Genomic DNA, 21,695 nt, shown 5'->3' with positions numbered 1-21,695 from the left:
AATAAATGCCTTGATATGATAAAAAAATGTCTAAACTTCTTAAATTTACGTCAAGCTTTTTTGCTTGTTTTTGCATGTTTTGTTTGTAACTTTGCGAAAGCACAGCAAAATGCTTGGATTAGAATAAACCAATTGGGCTATACTCCGGCGGGCAAGAAGGTCGCGGTATGGGGCGGGAAATCAATCAGGCAGCTTCGTTCTTTTGAAATTAAAAACGCACAAACGGGTAAAACAGTGTATGTGCATCCTGTGGGAAAAGATTATGGGGCTTATGGTCCTTTTGTTCAGAGCTTTCGTTTGGATTTCTCTTCTATGCAGGATACAGGACGTTTTTTTGTTCAGGCTGGAGATGTGAAGTCTCCAACATTCCGAATTGCTCGGGACGTTTATAAGGGAGCGGCCGATTTTGTACTGCGTTATATGCGGCAACAACGGACATTGTTCAACCCTTTTCTGAAAGATAGCTGCCACACACACGATGGATTTGCGCTTTATGCAGGAAAGGTTGGTATTCCCGATAGCTCCCGCATCGATGCTGGCGGAGGTTGGCATGATGCTTCTGATTATTTGCAATATGCGACTACGTCGGCAAATGCAACATTTCATCTGTTAGCGGCTTACCGCGATTTTCCAAAGGTATTTGGTGATCTAAAGCAAGCAAATGGTCTTGATGGAAAAAACGGTCGTGCCGATGTACTGGATGAAGCAAAATGGGGCCTGGATTGGTTGTTGAAAATGCATCCTAAAGCCAATCAGATGTACAATCAGATTGGTGATGACCGGGACCATGCAAGCATGCGGATGCCAAAGGAAGATCCCTATTATGGTCGTGGATTTGAAAGACCGGTGTATTTTATCGATGGCGAACCACAACAGCGTGGTAAGTTTATGAATAATACGACGGGCACTAGCTCTACTGCTGGTAAATTTAGCAGTGCTTTTCGCTTGGGAGCGATGTTGTTTGACAAGGAAGATCGGACGTATGCAAAGCTGCTTTCGAAAAAATCGGAAACGGCCTATGCTTATGCCAATATAAAACCAGGCGTGACACAGACGGTTTCTGTGAAATCGCCCTATATTTATGCCGAAGATAATTGGGTAGACGACATGCAGTTGGCTGCGGCAATGGGGTTCTCCACGACAAAAAAAGGAAAATTTGCACGAGAAGCCTTGCGCTATGCCCGACAGGAAAAGATTACACCTTGGATGATAAGCGATACTGCTGCACATTATCAGTGGTACCCTTTTATTAATCTTGGGCATTATGAATTGGCAAAAGGATTAAAAGGACAAGATCGCGAGGAGATTGTTTCTTATTATAAACAGGGGATTGAGGAAGTCAATCGGAGAGCCGAAAAAAATGCATTTTTTCGTGGAGTTCCCTTTATTTGGTGTAGCAACAACTTAACGGTATCCTTCGCGATTCAATGTCTCTGGTACAAAGAATTGACGGGAGATGCGCATTTCGATGAGCTTGCTCAGGCTAATTTTGACTGGTTGTTTGGAACGAACCCTTGGGGCACGAGTATGGTATATGGTCTTCCGTCGTGGGGCGATACACCTGTTGATCCGCATTCGGCTTTTACCTTTCTGGGTAAACATCCGATCGATGGCGGTTTGGTTGATGGGCCCATTATGGCATCTACGTACCGCAATCTGATCGGTATCAAGTTGAATAATCCAGATAGCTATGCGGAGTTTCAAAGTGATTTGGCGGTCTATCATGACGACTATGGAGATTATAGTACCAATGAGCCGACAATGGATGGTACCGCTTCGTTGATTTATCTGCTGGCTTCAAAAGAAGGTAAGGCCTTGGAGGAGCCGGCCGGAAAAAAGTAACACGGGATGTTTTTGGGGCTATTGTCCGGGGCGACTCGACAAAACGGCAGGTAGCTTTGATGTTTACAGGTCATGATTTATCTGAAGGTACAGGAGAGGTGTTGGCAAGTCTAAAACGTAACGGCGTTAAAGGTTCTTTTTTCCTGACAGGTGATTATCTCAGAACACCGGATTTTAAATCCTATGTCCATCAGATGATAAACGATGGTCATTGGATTTCGGGGCATTCAGATAAACATCTTCTGGTGAGTGACTGGGGGAGTAGGGACCTGCTTTTGGTGAAACGTGACTCTTTTGTCGCGGATCTAAAGGCAAATCTGAAAGCATTGGAAAGCGGGGGTATTGACATCGGGAATTTGTCCTATTATATTCCTTCGTACGAGTGGTATAATAGTGAAACGGTCGATTGGGCAAAAGCAGTAGGTCTACATTCGGTTAATTATACACCGGGAATACGGACTGCGGCTGATTATACCTATCCTGAAATGGGGACTAGTTATTTATCGTCGACAGCGATTCTCGACAATCTCTGGTCTTACGAAGCTCGGTATGGGCTCAATGGATTTCTGATATTGATTCATATGGGAACCGATGATCGGCGGAAAGATAAACTGTATCATCATTTGGATGATATCATTAGCATATTAAAGGGAAAAGGGTATCAACTTGTGGATGTACCCGATTTATTGAAATAAAGAAATACAATATATACTAATAATGGTAAATACAACGGAGAAAGATTCGAATTATCAGGATTTGGACAAGATGTCTGTGCATGAGTTATTGACAAATATCAATAATGAGGATAAATCTGTGCCACTTGCTGTAGAGCAGGCTATCCCTCAGATTGAAGCATTGGTCAAAGTGACTGTGGAGAAAATGAAGGCTGGTGGTCGAACTTTTTATATCGGCGCTGGTACAAGTGGTCGTTTGGGCGTGTTGGATGCGTCAGAATTACCTCCGACTTACGGTGTGCCATTTGAATGGATCATTGGGTTGATTGCTGGTGGTGATACTGCAATTCGAAAAGCAGTTGAATTTGCAGAAGATGATCTGGAGCAAGCCTGGAAAGATATGGAAGCCTATGATATTGATGAAAACGATGTTGTTATCGGTATTGCGGCCTCTGGAACCACACCTTATGTTATTGGCGGATTGAAAACCGCAAATGAGAAGGGGCTTGTTACGGGATGTATTGTCTGTAATGGCGGTTCTCCGATTGCTGAAGTAGCGCAGTATCCGGTTGAAGTTATTGTTGGGCCGGAATTCGTTACCGGGTCTACGCGGATGAAGTCAGGTACCGCTCAGAAACTTGTGTTAAATATGTTCAGTACTGCAGTGATGATCCAATTGGGTAGGGTAAAAGGGAATAAGATGGTCGATATGCAGTTGTCAAACCATAAGTTGGTCGGCCGTGGTGTACGTATCATTATGGATCAAACGGGGGCGCCTGAGGGAGAGGCTGCGGCTTTACTTGAACAATTTGGCAATGTGAGACAGGCAATTGAAGCTTATCAGGCTACCCATTGAGTATAACCTACTAAAAATCACCTATTTTAAAAACAAACTATGTCACCAGTAATATTATTATCTTTTATAATAATCTATTTTGCAGTTCTGCTTGCTGTAGCTCACTTCACCTCGAAGGGGGCTTCCGATAACTCTACTTTTTTTGTCGCAAACCGGAACTCTAAATGGTATATGGTCGCCTTTGGGATGATCGGTACCGCGCTCTCCGGCGTAACTTTTATTTCGGTTCCCGGCGCAGTAGGTGCGTCTGAATTTAGCTATTTTCAATTTGTTCTTGGGAATGCCGTTGGTTTTGTCATTATTGCCTATGTATTGCTTCCGCTCTATTATAGAATGAACTTGACTTCCATCTATACCTATTTGGAAGAACGTTTTGGGCACACCACGTACAAAACAGGTGCTGCTATTTTTTTGGTTTCCCGTACGATCGGTTCGGCATTTCGTCTTTATTTGGTGGCAATCGTATTGCAGCATTTTATTTTTGATGCCTGGAATGTGCCTTTCGCGATTACGGTCGTTATATGTTTGGTATTGATCTGGATGTATACGAATAAGGGCGGTTTAAAGACGATCATTGTGACAGATACCCTACAGACTACCTTTTTAGTGACTGCAGTCATTCTTTCCATTTATTTTATGGCAAAAGGATTAGATTTTGGTATTGTGGATACTTTCGAGGCTGTGAAAGAAAGTAGTTACTCTAAGATCTTTTTCTGGGATGATTTTGTCGGCAGTAAAGCAAATTTTTGGAAACAATTCTTGGGAGGGATCTTTGTAACCATTGCCATGACGGGGCTTGATCAGGATCTGATGCAAAAGAACTTATCGATGGGGACCATTAAAGAGGCACAAAAGAATATGATTACGTTTACAAGTGTATTTGTGGTTATTAATATTTTCTTTTTAGCTGTTGGTGCTTTGCTGTATATCTATGCGGCTAAAAACGGGATTGATGTCACTCAACTGGCAACACGAGACTATTTGTATCCAGAAATTGCATTAAACCACTTGGCGATTGTCCCTGCAATCATCTTTATGATGGGACTTACGGCGGCTACTTTTGCAACGACAGATAGTGCGCTGACTGCCCTGACGACATCTTTCTGCGTAGACTTTTTAAACTTCAATAAAAAAGAAAACCCCAACGATCCAGCTTTGATCAAACAGCGTAACTATGTGCATTTTGGCTTTTCCATTGTGATGTTGTTGGTTATTCTGGTCTTTAAGCTGATCAATGATGATTCGGTCGTCAATGCAATCTTTACGGCAGCGAGTTATACGTACGGACCTTTACTGGGTTTATTCGTTTTTGGGATATTCACAAAATATGCCGTGCGGGATAATGCTGTGCCTTATATCTGTGTACTTTCGCCCACCGTATTATTCTTGCTTAAAACCTATGTTATTGAGGTGTACACACCCTATGTTATCGGGTTGGATTTGATCATCATTAACGGTTTTATCACGTTTGTAATGCTTTTGATCAGTTCGCCGGGTAAAGCAAGTGAAAAAGCATTGTCCCACAATTAATGTATTTTAGTTATAAAAAGTTTCTCCATTGGTGAGAAGATGTAAATACAAGTATTGATTTTGATTTGTACGTACAGAAAAATTAAGTTAAGTTTGATATACTTAGTTTTTCTGTACGTATGTATCATAGCATAAATGAGACTACGGAATTTATCCGTAGAAAAATTGGAGATTTTGCTCCAGAATTCGGTATCATCCTAGGTACTGGTTTAGGTAAGTTGGTTGATGAAATTGAGGTCGAGTATCAGCTGATGTATTCCAATATACCTAATTTCCCTATTTCAACTGTTGAATTTCATTCTGGCAAACTTATTTTTGGAAAGCTGAGTGGACGCAATGTGGTCGCTATGCAGGGAAGGCTTCATTATTATGAAGGCTACGATATGCAGCAGATTACATTTCCGATCCGGATCATGAAGGTTCTGGGGGTACAGAAATTGTTTGTTTCCAACGCTGCGGGATCCTTGAATCCCGAGGTGAAAAAAGGCGACCTAGGAATTATCGAAGATCATATCAATTTGTTGCCTGACAATCCGCTTCGCGGACAAAACCTGGCTGAGTTTGGGCCACGATTTCCGGATATGAGCGAGCCTTATAACCGAAAGATGATTGAACAGGCTCTTGCTATTGCGGCCAGACATGCTATTGCTGCACGAAAAGTTGTTTATGTTTCCTCCGCAGGTCCGAATTTGGAAACAAAAGCAGAATATCGTTATATGCGTTTGATCGGTGGCGATGTGGTCGGTATGAGTACTGTTCCTGAAGTTATTGTCGCCAATCATATGGCTCTTCCTGTATTTGCCATTTCTGTTGTTACGGATGAGGGCTTTCATGAGCAACTTAAACCTGTGTCTTTGCAGGAAATTGTCACTGTTGCAGAGAAAGCAGAACCTAAAATGACATTAATTTTGAAAGAATTAATAGCTTTGCAATAAATTGCATCTTCATGTCGCATCGTTGAAGGAGAAGGTTGTTGAATTTGTGGGGGGTGAAGGGTAATCGGTTCATTCAGGTGAATTTAGCTTTTTTTGTTTTTATATTATTTTAGATGAAGTTGATCGTACGCATACTTGCCGCATGGTGTGTTTTATTTATTTATTCCGTGGATGTCATTGCGCAGAGCAAAGAGGATTGGAGCAGTGCATTGGATTCGGCTAGAGCCAAGGAGGATGGAAAGAAGGATTCCGTCATCCTGTCTGCGAAATATATCCGATATGCGACCTTGGATATGTTAAAAAAAGCTACTTATACGCGGCAGATTGATACATCACATCATAACTATCAGTATTATAATCCACAGAATTTGCCCTGGAACCCCAGTGTGAACCTTGGTTCCTATGGGCTTGCCACGCGGGATCTGTTGTTTCAGCCTAAAAAGACCATTGGTTTTCAGTCTGGTTTTACCGCTTTGGAACGTTACTTATTGAACCCCGATTCGGTCCAATATTTTAGGGCACGGGCGAGGTATTCCGAATTGTCTGCGGTAGGATTCTTTTTTAATGATCAGGTCTTCAGGGCCCGGGTAGCACAAAATATCAATTCCCAGTGGAATATGAATGTGGATTTTCATTCGACTAAAACGGATGGCTTCTACCTCAATCAGAATTACTCCGATTTAAAAGCTTCAGTAGCCTCCTGGTATGAATCGAAAAATAATCGTTACAACCTGTTGATCAATGCGGTATTTAACCGCTTGGAGGCGATGGAGAATGGTTCTATCACAGAAGATCTTCCATTTGCGCCAGGGAAGAGGCAGGCGCCAGATCGGTTCATTCCTAAATTCTACGATCCTGATAAGAATGTCATTCCACGATCTAAATGGTGGGATAATTCATTGTTCCTAAGACAGTCGCTCTATCTGGGACGGTTGGATACAATTGATAAGGGTAAGCCAACCATGGAGATCCGTCCAACGAATAGTATGGCACATAACACGCGTATTCGAAGACAGACCTATAATTTCTTCAAGAACATTGAAGATAAGAATGCAGTGTTACCTTACAACAATAAAGCCTTGGCATTGAATAATGATAAGACGCTGATCACGAATGTTTCCAATGAATTTGAATACAACTTTTTCCTTCGGGGGAAGTCGGTCTTTAAGAATGAGGCTAAGTTAAACTTGGCTTTCCAACATGACATGAACTGGGTGGAGCAAAATCAACTGGATTCAAATCGCTATTATAATAACCCTACTGCCTATCCGCAGCCACTCAAAAAATTGCCGGATAGCACGACCTTTGATCGTTTTTATCAAAATGGGATCGTGAAAGGTGAATTGGGCTATAAGTTTTCAGATCGTCTTGATTTTAGTTTAAGAGCGAATCAGATTGTATTTGGTCATAACTTTGGGGATTTCTTGTATGATGCTAAAGCAGATATCGCTATGGGCGATAAAATTGGAAAGGTGACGTTATCTGCTTATTCGCAGAATAAGTCACCTGAGATGGTTTTCGAGAATCTAAATTATACGTATGGAAAGTGGAATGATCTGGATCTTAAAAAGACGAAAATTCAGAATCTAGGGTTCCAATATGCCAATCCGATGCTTGGTTTCCATGGTAAGGTTGAGTATTTTTTGATGAATAATTATACCTATTTCGAAGAGCGGCCCAATCCACAGGACGATCCTAAAAATGACAAATGGATTGTTCCAGCGCAATTGGATAAGGCTAATTTATTGAAAGTGACTGTCGGGCAAAAGTTTAAATTAAACCATTTTACCTTTGATAATCTTATCGTTTATCAAAAGACAGATCAACAGGATGTGCTGGCGGTTCCTGAATTGTATACTTGGCATAGTTTGTATTACAGTAATCTCTTTTATAAAGTTATTGATTATAGTATCGGTCTGGATGCTAAATTTAATACGCCCTATGCAAACCCGAATTATTCGGTCGGTACGGGACAATTTTACAACGCATACAAACAGATCGAGTTTTCGACTTATCCAGTTATGGATTTGTGGATTACAGCAAACATACAACGGGTAAACATGTTTTTGAGTTATAATTTTTTAAACCAGAACTTCTACCCGCACGGCTACTACACCGTAAGACGGTATCCGATGAATACCGCCAATTTTAGATTTGGTATTTCCTGGAAGTTTTATGATTAAAAATTATGTAGGTGTTTCTTAGCTTGTTGTGATATTAAAGGCATAAAATCTTATAAAATAATTTTGAGAATAAAATTTTTAAGCTATATTTGCACACGCAATTAGGGAACGGCGTTCTTTAAAAAAGTATGGAGGCTTAGCTCAGCTGGTTCAGAGCATCTGCCTTACAAGCAGAGGGTCACAGGTTCGAATCCTGTAGCCTCCACCATACAAAGTCGGAGAATTAGCTCAGCTGGTTCAGAGCATCTGCCTTACAAGCAGAGGGTCACTGGTTCGAATCCAGTATTCTCCACCAATCCAAAACGGAGGCTTAGCTCAGCTGGTTCAGAGCATCTGCCTTACAAGCAGAGGGTCACAGGTTCGAATCCTGTAGCCTCCACAAAAGCATCATCAAATGGTGCTTTTTTTTCGTTAGGGGGTTTAGCTCAGCTGGTTTAGAGCACTACCTCGACAAGGTAGGGGTCACTGGTTCGAACCCAGTAATCCCCACGATAAAAAAAGCGTTCTTCATGAACGCTTTTTTTATGGGCTTAAGGCTCTGTAATTTGAAAGCCCCCACTCGGTATTCAATCTGTCTCGGGAGTTGCTCGCTTTTTTTTCTTCTTATTTTCGTTTCTTTCCTAGCTTAATGCCGTAACCTGTCGTCCATTCAATAAAGTCGGCTTTACCGCCGTGGGCTTTAATAGACACTCCAGCAAAGAAATCTTTGTAGACTTTATAACGCACACCTGCTCTTAAATACACAGGCATGCTTTCGCCATTGAATTCGTTGCGATGAAGATAGGCCCCAATATTTCCGTTGATATATAGGCGTGAATTTAGCACATGGTCAATATAGAATGCCGGACCGTAAGAAAATAGGGCGGAGAATTTTCCGGCTTTGTCGCCTGCGACCTTGGTGTCGTTTCCACTTGCCGAATAAAATGCATCAAACCCAGCGCCAAGCCGCCATTTATAGCCCAAATGCTTGCTGTAGTATGCACCTAACATGGATTTAAAATATTGGCCGTCGTGTTCGCGATCGATCTGTTTAAAGCCAAAGGCATAATTGAAATGGAGCTCTTCTGTTTTCTCCATCTTTGGGATACTGGTTTTTCTAAAATCAAACGGCTTATTTGTTGGTGTGTACGAGACAGACAGGCTCAATGGGACCAGGTTTATCCCAGTGTTCGGTAATGCCAGGGCTCCATTGCTGAAGTGATGAAAGGCCGCCCCGGCTCCTATTTGAAAGTGTTTATTTAGTCGATAGTTAGCCTGAAGTCCAAAATCAATAAATACATTGTTTTTGCTGCCAATAAGTAGATTGAATGGATTCTCTTCCTCGTTATAGGGGTTGAATCTGCCAGAAAGACCGAGTGCAATACGATAGTTGAAATTCCATCTTGAATTTACTTTTGGTCTTATAGGGATAGCAACAAAGCCATAGGCAGCGAAAGGGCGTCCGAGATGCTCCTGGCCAAACGTACTACTATAGATTCCGATACCGTATATCGGGTAATTGAATATCTCGTTATAAATGCTCTTTAGTGAGTCTTGAAACTGTGTTTGAAAACCAACTCTAAAATTTAGTCCACTATAATAAGAGTCAGCGAGCGTTTCTTTGGAACGCTCATTGAATTTGAGCTCGCCGCCACTTTCATGTTCAAGTTGAAATATAAGTCTTGTTTTAGCAGGGGTACGGCTCTGTAAAGTGTCTTTTGGATTTTCTATACGGGGTGTGACCTGTGCAGTGGCACGAAAGGAGAGCAGTGCCAGGGCCACAAAAGCAAGTATTCTTGATATCATGAAATAAAACGTTAGCGTTTTTTAAAATTTTTGCAAAAATAAGAATGATATATCATTGTAACAATAGTATTTAAACAGTAGGGAAATCAAGTTGCAAAAAATGCCGTTTTTCAGCTGTGTCTTGTAACTGAGTGGCAGGTAAAATAGGGCGGCTTAACCATCAGGATGTCAAATGGGTAAATAAATGTTGTTTATGTCTTAATTGTATTGCATTTGAAAAGCAATTTATCTAAGTTTGAGCTGAAAAGAAAAAGGAAATATGATTAAAAACCTATTTAAAATTACTGCTGTTACGTTTGTACTAACAACAGCAGGGGGGGCTTTGTTTGCCCAAAACACTAAATTTGATTGGAAAGAAGCAACTGAAGGCGGATACACCTACAAGTACGTGACCAATGACCCTACCCATTCGCGGTTTTACAAGCTAAAAAATGGCTTAACCGTGATTTTGAGCCCGACAAAAAAAGAACCGCGTATTCAAACTTATATTGCAACAAAAGCGGGGAGTAAAACAGATCCGAAAGATCATACCGGTTTGGCTCATTACCTGGAGCATATGCTATTCAAAGGAACGGATAAATTTGGATCCAAAGATTGGGCAAAGGAAAAACCTTTGTTGGATCAGATTGATGCGCTCTACGAAAAATATAATGGTACAACAGACGAAACCGAACGAAAAGCAATCTATAAGGAAATCGATAAGGTATCTGGCGAGGCTGCGAAATATGCTATCGCAAATGAGTATGATAAATTGATGGCGTCAATGGGAGCGGAAGGTACCAATGCTTTTACTTCATTTGAGCAGACTGTTTATCAGGAGCAAATTCCCAGCAATGTAATGGACAAGTATCTTGCTGTGCAGGCAGAACGGTTTAGATATCCGGTATTGCGCCTTTTCCATACCGAACTGGAAGCTGTGTATGAAGAGAAAAATATCAGCTTGGATAAAGATAATCGTAAAGCTGTAGAATCGATGTTCTCAGCAGCATTTCCCAATAATAATTACGGAAAGCAGACGACAATCGGTACAGTTGAGCATCTTAAAAATCCGTCTTTGAAAGCGATTCGTGAATATTTTCATACCTATTATGTCCCTAATAATATGGGGGTGATAATGTCGGGCGATTTTGATCCTACCGAGGTGGTCAAAAAGGTGGATAAGGCCTTTGCTTTTATGCAGGCGAAAGAGATTCCAGCCTATACTTTTGATGCGGAGAAACCAATTTTAACTCCTGTTGTCCGCGAGGTTAAAGGTCCGGATGCTGAATTTATGTTAATGGGGTTCCGTTTTCCTGGCGCTGCGACAAAGGATGCCCGTATGCTTAATCTGATGAGTCAGATCTTGACGAATGGTTCTGCTGGTCTGATTGATCTGGATTTGGTGAAGAATCAAAAATTATTAGGTGCTGGCGCTTTCCCTTATGTGTTAAAAGACTATTCTTTGCTCCTGTTGCAGGGTAATCCTGGTCAGGGACAAAGCTTGGAAGAGGTGCAACAGCTGCTGTTGCAAGAATTGGCGAAATTGAGAAAAGGTGAATTCTCGGATGATTTGATAACAGCCATCGTCAACAATGCGAAGAAAGACGAAATCAAACAGAACGAAAGTTATGGTGACCGAGCTGAATCATTGATGGATGCCTTTACTTCGGGTCAGGATTGGGCGTCTGTTGTGGGCTATTCGGATGAATTGAATAAAATCACCAAGCAAGATGTGGTGGATTTTGCGAACAAATACCTGAATGACAATAATTATGTTGTTGTTTATAAGCGTAAGGGCGTTGATAACAATGTTGTTAAAGTTGTTAAACCTGAAATTACTCCTGTAACGGTCAATCGTGACGACCAGTCGGAGTTTTTGAAGCGGGTGGAAGCAATGCCAGAGGATAAAATCCAACCGGTATGGGTCGATTATAACAAAGATATACAGAAAGCTACTGCAAACGGTTTACCTGTGCTAGCTGTAAAGAACGCAGATAATGAACTGTTTTCGCTATCTTATCGTTTTGATGGTGGAAAATGGAGCAATAAATTACTTTCATTGGCTGCGGGTTATCTCGAATTTTTGGGTACAAAAGATAAGTCCAGTGAGCAATTCAGTAAAGATTTTTATCAATTGGCTTCTGATTTTTCGGTGTCTGCAGGGAATGAGGAAACCATGGTGTCGATTTCGGGGTTAAATTCAAACTTTACGGCTACGTTGAACTTGATTCAAGATCTGTTGCGTAATTGTGTTGCTGATCAGGAGGCTTTCAAAATGTATATTGCCCGCCTTAAAAAAGCGAGGGCAAATGCGAAAGAAAACAAGGGAGCGATCATGGAAGGCCTAAAGTCTTATGCTAAATACGGCGCTAAAAATCCATTCAATAATGTGTTTACAGATGCGGAATTGGATGCGTTAAAAGCGGAGGATTTGGTGAAGGCATTGCACGATCTGGCTAATATGAAACATACGATGCTTTATTTTGGCCCGTTGACAGCTCAAGAATTTGTGGCGAAAGCGAAGCCTTTGAAACAAGGTGCCGGAGAGTATGTTCAGGCAAAAAAGGCGGTCGTGTTTGCCGAATTGCCAACAAGCAAAAATCAGGTTCTTTTTGCCAATTTCGATATGAAGCAGGCTGAAGTGTTTTGGTATAGAAGTTCAGGAATATACAACAGTGCCCTGACCCCGACTGTTTCATTGTTTAATAATTACTTTGGTGGCGGAATGGGAAGTATTGTCTTCCAGACTATCCGTGAATCAAAAGCATTGGCTTATTCAACTTATGCGTATTACGGACAGCCTTATAAAAAGGAAAATCACTATACGGTTGGAGCTTATGTTGGGACGCAGGCTGATAAATTTAATGATGCGATTAAAGGCATGAATGAGTTGCTGGATGTGTTGCCTGAAAGTGCTAAGGGACTGGATATTGCGAAAGTAAGTCTGGAAAAATCAATTGCCAGTGAGCGTGTGTTGAATGCTTCTATTTTAGGTAGTTATCTAGCGGCGCAACGTTTGGGAAATGCAACTGATATTCGTAAAGTTGTTTATGAGCAAGCGCCAAAGTTAACTTATGGCGATCTAAATACTTTTCACAAGAAGGAAATGAGTCAAAAGCCGTACGTTTACTGTATTGTGGCGAAGGAAGAAAATCTTAAGCCAGAAGATCTTGCAAAACTGGGCGAGGTCAAAAAGCTGGATCTTAAAGAGATTTTCGGCTATTAGACCGGGCATTACTTGTCTGAAGAATTAGATTAACGTATAACATTAAAGAAGCCTCCGGTGTTTTCCGGAGGCTTCTTTTGTATCGGGGTTTTGCGATAGCCATTGTTTTCTTATTCTTATTTCACGCTATGGAATCCTTGTTTCACTGTTCGCGGGCAGCATTAGTTTTAGGGTGAGTTCGCTATTGTGGCTACTAAAACTTGTGTATTTAAAACCGGATAATCTCATCAATCTGTTCGTTGATGAATTGGAGCGTGTCCTCTTTGAATAACTCTCCCTCATCGTTCAATTCATTCTGAACACTGGGTAGAAAGATCTTGAGGGGGAGGACATGCATTCTTAAGTAGTGGCATATGCCAGTCAGATGATCGATGCCACGAAGATTGCCATAGCGTCCTGAAGATAGTCCGACCAATGCAACTTTTTTGTGATAGAAGCTGATCGGAAAAGTGCAGCAATCGATAAAAAGCTTGAGCGCTCCTGGGATACTTCCATTGTATTCTGGGGCGATGAAGATAAACAGCTCAGCTTTGCTGACCTTTTCTTGGATAGGTTCAAATGCTGGACTTCTTTTGCCATAAAGATCTGTTTCTAAAATGTTTGCTGGTAGATCTTCTAAGGAAAAGATGTCACTTTCAATTGACTTACGGTCAAGTAATTGCTGGTAGCACTTTGCTATTTTTAACGTCTTACTATTGGGGCGGTTTGTTCCGGATATTATTAAAATCATTGTGTTGTTGATACTTATAAAAAGCGCAGTTTCAAAGTGGATACATATCTTGATTTTTTGTATCTTAGCATCCTGAGGATATGTGCTTTCGATCAATCAAAAGTACAAAATATGCTGAATTTGTTTTGCTAATTTGAATTGCAGATAAAAAATTTGGCAAATTGATCTTCAAAAAAGTGAAATGTGGAATAAAATGACATTTTAATTAAGAAAGGTTTTCATTCAAGATGGGAAAAGTAATTGCAATCGCAAATCAAAAGGGTGGGGTCGGAAAAACCACAACGTCAATTAATTTGGCGGCTAGTTTGGCGGTTTTAGAATATAAAACATTGTTGGTCGATGCGGATCCTCAAGCAAACTCTACTTCTGGGATTGGCTTTGACCCTCGTACAATCAGTGCAAGTGTATATGAGTGCTTGGTGAATGATCTGGATCCTCGTGAGGCTATCCAATCAACAGAAACACCAAATTTGGATCTGTTGCCGGCTCATATCGATTTGGTTGGGGCAGAAATTGAGATGATCAATATGCACGAAAGGGAGTACAAGATGAAAAAAATCTTGGACCAGGTTAAACAGGATTATGATTTTATTATCATCGACTGTTCGCCTTCCTTAGGCTTAATTACAATCAATGCATTGTCTGCTTCGGACTCCGTTATCATTCCGGTACAGTGTGAATACTTCGCTTTAGAAGGACTTGGAAAGTTATTGAACACAATTAAAATAGTTCAAAACCGTTTAAATACAAGTCTGGAGATCGAAGGAATTTTGTTGACGATGTATGATGTTCGTTTGAGGCTATCAAATCAGGTGGTCGAAGAAGTGAAAACACATTTTACAGATTTAGTTTTTGATACAATTATTCAGCGGAATACCCGTTTGAGCGAAGCTCCAAGCTTTGGAATTTCTGTAATCATGCATGATGCTTCCTGTAAAGGGGCTATCAACTATTTAAATTTGGCCCGTGAGATTTTACAGAAAAACGGGCATCTTAATGAAATGAATAAAACAGTAACCGCATAATATGGCAGCACATCAGCGTAAAACAGGGCTGGGAAGAGGTTTAGGTGCGCTATTAAACGATAGTGTAGAAGTTCCTGCTAAAAGTAATCAGCAAGTGGAAGAGGCTCCTCTAGTTACCCCAACTGCTGTAAAAACAACAAAAGAGAATGGTAGTATTAGCCATGTTCGTGTAGAGGAAATAGCTGTCAATCCTTTTCAGCCGCGTACCGAATTTGATCCGGTTGCTTTACAGGAGTTATCGGAATCGATTAGTTTACAAGGTTTAATTCAGCCGATTACAGTACGTAAAATTTCGGATGGCAATTATCAGCTAATTTCCGGGGAGCGGCGTCTCCGTGCTTCGCGCTTGGCTGGTATCACCGAAATTCCAGCGTATATCCGTACAGCCAATGATCAGCAGATGCTGGAAATGGCCTTGATTGAGAATATCCAACGGGAGAACCTCAATGCGATTGAAGTTGCCCTGAGTTTTCAGCGCATGATTGAGGAGTGTAATTTAAAACAGGAAGAATTGGGGGAGCGTGTTAGTAAAAACCGGTCTACTGTTACAAATTATCTCCGTTTATTAAAGCTTCCACCTGTCATTCAGGCGGCAATACGTGATGGGGCATTGACCATGGGGCATGCTCGTGCCTTGATTAATATTCCTGAGGTTGATAAGCAGCTTTATATCTTTAAGTTGATTATTGATCAAGGTCTATCTGTTCGCAAAGCGGAGGAACTGGTTCGTGAGTTACAAAAAGGCGGTAAGAAAAAAGCAGGAAAGGATAAAGCTCCGATGTCTTTCCAACTGCAGAAAATTGAAGATGATCTGGCTTCTAAATTTTCTTCTCGCGTCAAATTGAATCTGAAGAGCACAAAAGGAAAAGGAGCAATTGAGATCCCTTTTGAATCGGAAGATGATTTAAGTCGCATTCTTGAATTGTTAGACTGGTAATATGGCCAAGTTAATAAGCTTGATATTTGCGGTGTTTGCACTGTCGGTGGTACATGGACAGACTGTGGATACAATCCCCAAGAAACAAATAGCACCACCGGTCAAAATAGATAGCGTAAAGCAAAAATCGGTACAGGATACCGTAAAGAAAGAATCTCGGAAAGAACGTAAAAAACGCGAGAAGGAGGAAGCTAAGGCGAAAGAGAAGGTTGTGTTCAAGGATTCGACCCGCTTGGCTATTGAAGCAAAAAATAAACAAGCCTGGAAACGCTCTTTGGTACTTCCGGGCTGGGGACAATATACCAACGGTGGTGTGTGGTGGATAAAAGTGCCGGCTATCTACGGTGGTTTATTAACAACCGTCCTGGTTTTTGATTTTAATAATCGCTATTATAAAGAACTTTTAGGGGTGTTGCAAGACAATGAACTCGGTAGACCAATCGATCCGTATTATAGCGGTGTTTCTATTCAGTCTATTATTCGTGCGAAAGATAATGCACGACGAAATCGGGACCTCATGGTGCTTCTTACTTTAGGTGTTTATGGTCTGAATGTTGCGGAGGCCTACATCGACTCAATGCTCAAGTATCGTTGGAGTATTGGCGAGGATAAACCCAAAAAGACTGCTTTCTTAATTGGACCTACTTTAATGGATGCGAGTCTCGCGTCGGGAACTTATTCATTTAAACCTACTGTAGGACTTAAATTGACCATGAAATTCAATTAAATCCCGTATTCCTAAGATGATATCTCGATTGGAAATAATTGTTGATCAGGGTTTATCTCATTTGTCTTTTAGTGAATATTGCAAATACACTGCTAGTTCAGATTGATGTTTGTGGTTTTTAAACATGGGTATTTCATTGAAATTTTTTAATTTTAAAAATAAACTATACTTTTTTCTAAATATATGAACATCATTCTCTTGGGATATGGCAAAATGGGGCAGATCATCGAAAGATACGCGCTGAAAAGAGGCCATCAAATTTTTTTAGTTGTCGATGAACATAATCGTCCTAACCTGACTGCTGATGATATCAAAGGAGCTGATGTCGCAATAGACTTTAGTGTGCCTTCTGCAGCACTGGATAATATGGATCTTTGTCTTCAGGCAGGCGTACCTATTGTCGTCGGAACAACGGGTTGGTACGACCAATTGGATGAGGTTAAGGCGAAGTGTCTGGAGGCTGGTGGTTCCATTTTGTATGGATCAAACTTTTCCATTGGAGTAAATGTATTCTTCCATATCAATAGAATGTTGGCGAAGGCTTTGCAGCCATATAAACAATATGATGTTCAGGTCGAAGAGATACACCATATTCATAAATTGGACGCACCAAGTGGTACAGCAATTACCATTGCAGAAGGGATATTGGATAATAGCGATGTGAAAACCAACTGGGTGAATACTGTTGTTGGCGAGCAGGATGAAATTATTCCAAAACCACAGGAACTTTTAATAGAAAGTCATCGTATTGAGGAGGTTCCGGGAACACATACAGTGCTTTATAGCTCGGAGGTTGACCAAATCGAATTTAAACATACAGCACATAGCCGCGATGGATTTGCCTTAGGCGCTGTGGTGGCCGCTGAATGGTTGAATGGCAAAAAAGGTTTCTATCAAGTTACTGAAATTTTTGATTTTAATAAATAGTACTAATAAGTAGTTTATGGGCTTAATTATATTTGCGGTTTTAACAGCAATATCGGGATATGGACTGTGGCAATTGTTTGTTAAAGCTGGCAGAAATGGCTGGGAAGCAATCGTACCGTTTTATAGCCAATATATTCAGGCAAAATTGACCGGAAGACCTACATGGTGGGTGATTTTATTGCTGGTTCCAATTGTCAATGTCTTTGTTTTCTATAATCTTTATCTTGATTTTATACATTGTTTCGGAAAACGTCGTTTTTGGGAGAATGCTGCTGCAGTTTTAGTCCCTTTTATCGTTCTGCCGATGTGGGCAAAGGATAACAATGTACGTTTTTTGAATGGCTTATATGCGAAAAATCTGAAGGCAGCAAGCCAAGAAGGTGTTGAACTGACAGAAGAGAAGCGCGCGGAGATTGCACTTGAATCGTATAAGGATTATAAAATTAAATATCCGTATAAGAAATCCATGGTACGCGAGTGGGCGGATGCCATTGTATTTGCAACCGTAGCGGCATCGCTTATTCGTGGCTTCCTGATCGAAGCGTATATGATTCCAACAGGATCAATGGAGCGTACTTTGTTGATCGGGGATTTCTTATTTGTAAGCAAGTTAAATTATGGACCGCGTGTTCCCAACACGCCGATTGCCTTTCCTTTTGCCCATCATACGATGCCCATCACTGGAGGGAAAGCGTATTCTGAATTAATTGAACTACCCTATAAACGTCTGCCGGGATTTCAAAAGATTGAACGTAATGATGTCGTTGTCTTCAATTTTCCTGCAGGTGACACTGTCGCGCTTGAAAACCAGAATTCAAGTTATTATGATCTTGTAAGAGCTTATGGTTGGCAGACCGTCAATTCTCAGTTTACAATCCAGGCAAGACCTATTGATAAAAGGGAGAATTATATTAAACGCTGTGTTGGATTGCCTGGCGATAAAATTTTCATGAAAGATGCTAAACTCTTTGTGAACGACCAACCAGGGTTTGATCCTCCAGAAAGCCAATTGGATTATCTCGTATTAACGGATGGTACCCCATTGAATATGGATAGGTTACGGGAGTTGAGAATTGAAGCAGCCGGTGGCGATCAGCAGCCTGGTGTTTACCAGTTGTTCATGACAAAAGATGAACTAGCCATTGTAAAATCTTGGTCGAATGTCAAAGAAATCAGAAGAAATTCGGGTGAAGAAGGAGCTTATCCTTATGATCCACAATACAAATGGAATTTTGACAATTTTGGACCGATTTTAATCCCGAAGAAAGGATGGACGGTGGCATTAAATGCACAGACTCTGCCCATTTATGAAAGAGCTATCCGTGTTTACGAAAATAACAAGTTGGAAAAACGTTCGGATGGGGTTTATATCAATGATGTGAAAGCAGACCATTATACGTTTAAAATGGATTACTTTTGGATGATGGGTGATAATCGCCATAATTCTCTGGATTCAAGGGGCTGGGGATTTGTTCCCGAAGATCATGTTGTCGGAAAGGCCTTATTTACTTGGATGAGCTGGGACGAAATTGGTACCGGACTTTCGAAAATTCGCTGGAACCGTATCTTTAAAGGAATTCATTAGTAATTGCAAGTTGAGCAATAAAGCCTCTGGTTTGGAGGTAAGAAAAAGGGCTTTCGTTTAAGAAAGCCCTTTTTTTGAATGTTTTTTTCTATTGGCTAGAAACACCTTCCATTCACTTTTCTAACTGCTGCCGCTGGCGAAATCCTGAAACTGTACATACGTTACAATTTTTTTAATCGCCGAAAGCTTATCGATTATAGGTTTCGGTGTTCTACAAATGTTGTGCTATTTCAAACAAGCCAGATAACGTTTGACGGTTTCTTCTAGTCCTAGGTAAAGTGCATCTGAAATGAGCGCATGGCCTATGCTTACTTCCAGGAGTTCGGGGATATGTTGGTTGAAATATTGCAGATTGTTGAGATCTAAGTCATGCCCTGCATTTAGACCTAAACCGACTTCACGTGCCTTTAATGCCGCTTTGAAATAAGGTTTTATCGCGAGTTCCCGGTCAAAGCCATATTCGGTGGCAAATCCTTCCGTATAAAGCTCAATACGATCTGTTCCTGTTTCCGCCGCGGTCTCTACCATTTCTTCAACCGGATCAACAAAGATAGAAACGCGTATGCCTGCGTCTTTGAACAATTTGCACATATCTTGCAGGTAGGCTTTGTTCTTAATGGTATCCCAGCCATGATTGGACGTCAATTGTCCTTCGGTATCTGGTACCAAGGTCACTTGTGCCGGTTTATTGGCCAACACAAGGTCAATAAATTTCTGTTCCTGGCAATTTCCTTCAATATTGAGTTCGGTCTGAATTTCTGCTTTTAAATCAAAGACATCCTGATATCGAATATGTCTTTCATCCGGTCTCGGGTGAACAGTGATGCCCTGTGCTCCAAAACGTTCACAGGCTAAGGCCGCAGATACTAGATTTGGGTTATTGCCACCTCTAGAATTTCTGAGCGTTGCGATTTTATTGATATTTACTGAAAGTCTGGTCATTTTCCTGTATGTTATGTTGTAAAAATACAAATAATATCTATTTTTTTTTAACTTGCATATATGGATGGAATCGACTATAGCTTGTTTAGCGGCTTTCGCCTATTGGACGTTATTGATATCATATTGGTAGCGATTATTATCTACTATATCTATAGTTTGATTAGAGGGACCATTGCTGTTAATATCCTGATTGGTGTAGCACTATTTTATGGTGTTTATATAGTCGTTAAGCAGATGCACATGCGCTTGCTGACCGAGATATTCGGCGGTTTTATATCTGTAGGCTCCATCGCCCTGATTGTCGTTTTCCAACAGGAAATCAGACGGTTCTTACTGCACGTTGGGAAGAACATATCCATGAAAAGGAAAAAAGTTTTTTGGTCGTTTATCGGGAATAAGAAAGCTATACAAAAGGATTTGACGGAAGACTTAAAACCGGTTATTGAAGCCTGTAGAAGCATGTCGCGTACACGGACAGGCGCTTTATTGGTTTTTTCAAAATATTTTGATGAGGAGTATTATCAGAGCAGTGGGGAGTATATCGATGCCCATATTTCGAAGCGCCTGATTGAAAGTATCTTTCATAAAAATAGTCCTTTGCATGATGGTGCAGTCGTTATTGTTGATTTTAAGATTATGACCGCATCTTGTGTGCTACCATTGTCGGATAGTGAGGATTTGCCGTTGCAGTTCGGACTGCGCCATCGTGCTGCTATTGGGGTAACGGAAATCTCGGATGCGATTGCTGTGATAGTTTCTGAAGAAACTGGCGAGATATCTTTTGCGAAGGACGGAAACGTCAATATGAACGTTTCACCAGAGGAACTAGAACAATTGCTAAAAGATGAGCTATAAAAAAAGCCGAGTTATAAAATAAGCCTTAAATAACGATTCCCCAGAAAGTATCTAACCTTCTGGGGAATTTATTAGTTATAAATACCTATTTCTTTGCAGCGTTGATAACTTGCGTATTTAATTTGATGTATTCACCATTTTTATCTGCTGTGGCAACTTCAAGACCTTTTGTTGCAGTCTCTATTGCACCTTTTTTATCTCCAGCTTTTAATTGTGCTTTTGCTTTCCAATAAAGGACGTGGGCAGCTTTAGGTTGCGCTTTGGCAGCTTCGTCAAACCAGTTTAGCGCTTTATTTAGATCCAAGTTATTACTGAAGTAGTATTGGGCTGCGGCAAAATAAGGTTTTTTCTCGCCCTTCATGGCCTCGTCGATGGAAGCTAATATTTTAGCCTGTTGATTGACTTTGAGATCAACTTTTACTGACGTTTTTTCCCAAGCTAAATTCAATACGGCACCGGTAGGTGTAACATTGTCAAAGGAGATGGTAAAAGTCTCCACTGGATTTGCTAAGGTCTGCGGTTTAACATTGAAACGTAAGGCATCTTCGGTTTGTTTATAGGTATAGGCGCCCCACTGTTTTGTGTTTTTACTGATGATGATGGTCCATTCCGATTTGTTCGGGATCGTGAAAAGCGCATAAGTTCCGGCGGAAAGCTTATGTCCATTCAACTCAACGTCACCTTCAAAGGTTAAGGTTGTATTTGTATTTGCACCTGTGCGCCATACTTCGCTGTAAGGAACAAGATCACCAAAAATCTTACGACCGTTCATGCTAGGTCTGCTGTAATTAAGGGTTACGTTTTCAATACCTAATCCTTGAGTAACTGTCTGTGAGCTACTTGCTGCAGGTAGTTTTAACTGCGCAAAAGATTCGTTGGCCATAAACATCATTGTTGCGGCAATGGCAATTGCAAAAAGATTCTTTTTCATCTGTATCATTGTTTGTTTTCTGTTGT

17 protein-coding genes and 4 tRNA genes are annotated in these 21,695 nt (G+C 40.9%); 17 read left to right on the top strand and 4 right to left on the bottom strand.

Translation table 11 applies throughout. From position 1 onward, the window contains the following. Positions 1 to 15 precede the first annotated feature (15 nt). From ACLCDV_RS24405 to ACLCDV_RS24360, 10 genes are all read left to right on the top strand, one after another. On the top strand, positions 16 to 1,842 hold the full coding sequence (locus ACLCDV_RS24405; RefSeq protein WP_411972456.1) for a glycoside hydrolase family 9 protein: 1,827 nt from the start codon (positions 16 to 18) through the stop codon (positions 1,840 to 1,842). A gap of 59 nt (positions 1,843 to 1,901) precedes the next feature. Continuing rightward, a complete protein-coding gene (locus tag ACLCDV_RS24400; protein WP_411972455.1) occupies positions 1,902 to 2,537 on the top strand; it encodes a polysaccharide deacetylase family protein in 636 nt (211 codons plus the stop codon). A gap of 22 nt (positions 2,538 to 2,559) precedes the next feature. Next, on the top strand, positions 2,560 to 3,372 hold the full coding sequence (gene murQ, locus ACLCDV_RS24395) for an N-acetylmuramic acid 6-phosphate etherase (protein WP_317669241.1): 813 nt from the start codon (positions 2,560 to 2,562) through the stop codon (positions 3,370 to 3,372). A gap of 39 nt (positions 3,373 to 3,411) precedes the next feature. Next, a complete protein-coding gene (locus ACLCDV_RS24390; RefSeq protein ID WP_115046435.1) occupies positions 3,412 to 4,902 on the top strand; it encodes a sodium:solute symporter in 1,491 nt (496 codons plus the stop codon). Between the two features lie 119 nt (positions 4,903 to 5,021). Further along, complete coding sequence (locus ACLCDV_RS24385; RefSeq protein WP_411972454.1) at positions 5,022 to 5,837, top strand: purine-nucleoside phosphorylase; 816 nt, start codon at positions 5,022 to 5,024, stop codon at positions 5,835 to 5,837. A gap of 113 nt (positions 5,838 to 5,950) precedes the next feature. Beyond that, positions 5,951 to 8,020 (top strand): putative porin, encoded by a 2,070-nt coding sequence (locus ACLCDV_RS24380; protein ID WP_411972453.1) that lies wholly within the window; start codon positions 5,951 to 5,953, stop codon positions 8,018 to 8,020. A 130-nt stretch (positions 8,021 to 8,150) separates the two neighbouring features. After that, a tRNA-Val gene (locus tag ACLCDV_RS24375) sits at positions 8,151 to 8,228 on the top strand. Positions 8,229 to 8,237: 9 nt separating this feature from the next. Further along, positions 8,238 to 8,315: transfer RNA gene (locus tag ACLCDV_RS24370), tRNA-Val, on the top strand. A 9-nt stretch (positions 8,316 to 8,324) separates the two neighbouring features. After that, positions 8,325 to 8,399: transfer RNA gene (locus ACLCDV_RS24365), tRNA-Val, on the top strand. 35 nt (positions 8,400 to 8,434) lie between these two features. After that, positions 8,435 to 8,509, top strand: a tRNA-Val gene (locus ACLCDV_RS24360). A 114-nt stretch (positions 8,510 to 8,623) separates the two neighbouring features. Here ACLCDV_RS24360 and ACLCDV_RS24355 read toward each other — a convergent pair. Further along, complete coding sequence (locus tag ACLCDV_RS24355; protein ID WP_411972452.1) at positions 8,624 to 9,805, bottom strand: acyloxyacyl hydrolase; 1,182 nt, start codon at positions 9,803 to 9,805, stop codon at positions 8,624 to 8,626. 259 nt (positions 9,806 to 10,064) lie between these two features. Between ACLCDV_RS24355 and ACLCDV_RS24350 the strand changes: the two genes are divergently transcribed. Next, positions 10,065 to 13,010, top strand: a complete 2,946-nt coding sequence (locus ACLCDV_RS24350; protein ID WP_317669245.1) for a M16 family metallopeptidase — start codon at positions 10,065 to 10,067, stop codon at positions 13,008 to 13,010. A gap of 208 nt (positions 13,011 to 13,218) precedes the next feature. On the opposite strand, the gene ACLCDV_RS24345 is transcribed toward ACLCDV_RS24350, so the two are convergent. Continuing rightward, positions 13,219 to 13,740, bottom strand: coding sequence for an NAD(P)H-dependent oxidoreductase (locus ACLCDV_RS24345; protein WP_317669246.1), 522 nt, complete (start codon positions 13,738 to 13,740; stop codon positions 13,219 to 13,221). 227 nt (positions 13,741 to 13,967) lie between these two features. Here ACLCDV_RS24345 and ACLCDV_RS24340 point away from each other — a divergent pair, with 227 nt between their 5' ends. The 5 genes from ACLCDV_RS24340 (at position 13,968) to lepB (ending at position 18,941) form a co-directional block, all read left to right on the top strand. Further along, on the top strand, positions 13,968 to 14,765 hold the full coding sequence (locus tag ACLCDV_RS24340; protein ID WP_070561294.1) for a ParA family protein: 798 nt from the start codon (positions 13,968 to 13,970) through the stop codon (positions 14,763 to 14,765). A gap of 1 nt (position 14,766) precedes the next feature. Beyond that, positions 14,767 to 15,702, top strand: coding sequence for a ParB/RepB/Spo0J family partition protein (locus ACLCDV_RS24335; RefSeq protein WP_317669247.1), 936 nt, complete (start codon positions 14,767 to 14,769; stop codon positions 15,700 to 15,702). A 1-nt stretch (position 15,703) separates the two neighbouring features. Continuing rightward, positions 15,704 to 16,429, top strand: coding sequence for a DUF5683 domain-containing protein (locus ACLCDV_RS24330; protein ID WP_317669248.1), 726 nt, complete (start codon positions 15,704 to 15,706; stop codon positions 16,427 to 16,429). 183 nt (positions 16,430 to 16,612) lie between these two features. Then, positions 16,613 to 17,356 (top strand): 4-hydroxy-tetrahydrodipicolinate reductase, encoded by a 744-nt coding sequence (gene dapB, locus ACLCDV_RS24325; protein ID WP_317669249.1) that lies wholly within the window; start codon positions 16,613 to 16,615, stop codon positions 17,354 to 17,356. Between the two features lie 16 nt (positions 17,357 to 17,372). After that, positions 17,373 to 18,941, top strand: coding sequence for a signal peptidase I (lepB, locus tag ACLCDV_RS24320; RefSeq protein ID WP_411972451.1), 1,569 nt, complete (start codon positions 17,373 to 17,375; stop codon positions 18,939 to 18,941). Between the two features lie 225 nt (positions 18,942 to 19,166). On the opposite strand, the gene ACLCDV_RS24315 is transcribed toward lepB, so the two are convergent. Then, positions 19,167 to 19,883: a pyridoxine 5'-phosphate synthase gene (locus ACLCDV_RS24315; RefSeq protein ID WP_411972450.1), complete on the bottom strand. Its 717-nt coding sequence runs from the start codon at positions 19,881 to 19,883 to the stop codon at positions 19,167 to 19,169. A 60-nt stretch (positions 19,884 to 19,943) separates the two neighbouring features. On the opposite strand from ACLCDV_RS24315, the gene cdaA reads away from it, so the two are divergent. Next, positions 19,944 to 20,738: a diadenylate cyclase CdaA gene (gene cdaA, locus ACLCDV_RS24310; protein WP_046672648.1), complete on the top strand. Its 795-nt coding sequence runs from the start codon at positions 19,944 to 19,946 to the stop codon at positions 20,736 to 20,738. Between the two features lie 85 nt (positions 20,739 to 20,823). On the opposite strand, the gene ACLCDV_RS24305 is transcribed toward cdaA, so the two are convergent. After that, positions 20,824 to 21,669, bottom strand: coding sequence for a DUF2911 domain-containing protein (locus ACLCDV_RS24305; protein WP_411972449.1), 846 nt, complete (start codon positions 21,667 to 21,669; stop codon positions 20,824 to 20,826). Positions 21,670 to 21,695: the final 26 nt, after the last annotated feature.

Source organism: Sphingobacterium sp. Lzh-3 (assembly GCF_046764375.1).
Classification (GTDB): Bacteria; Bacteroidota; Bacteroidia; order Sphingobacteriales; family Sphingobacteriaceae; genus Sphingobacterium.
Note: the sequence above shows the minus strand (reverse complement) of the source record. Positions and strands in the feature narration are given on the sequence as shown.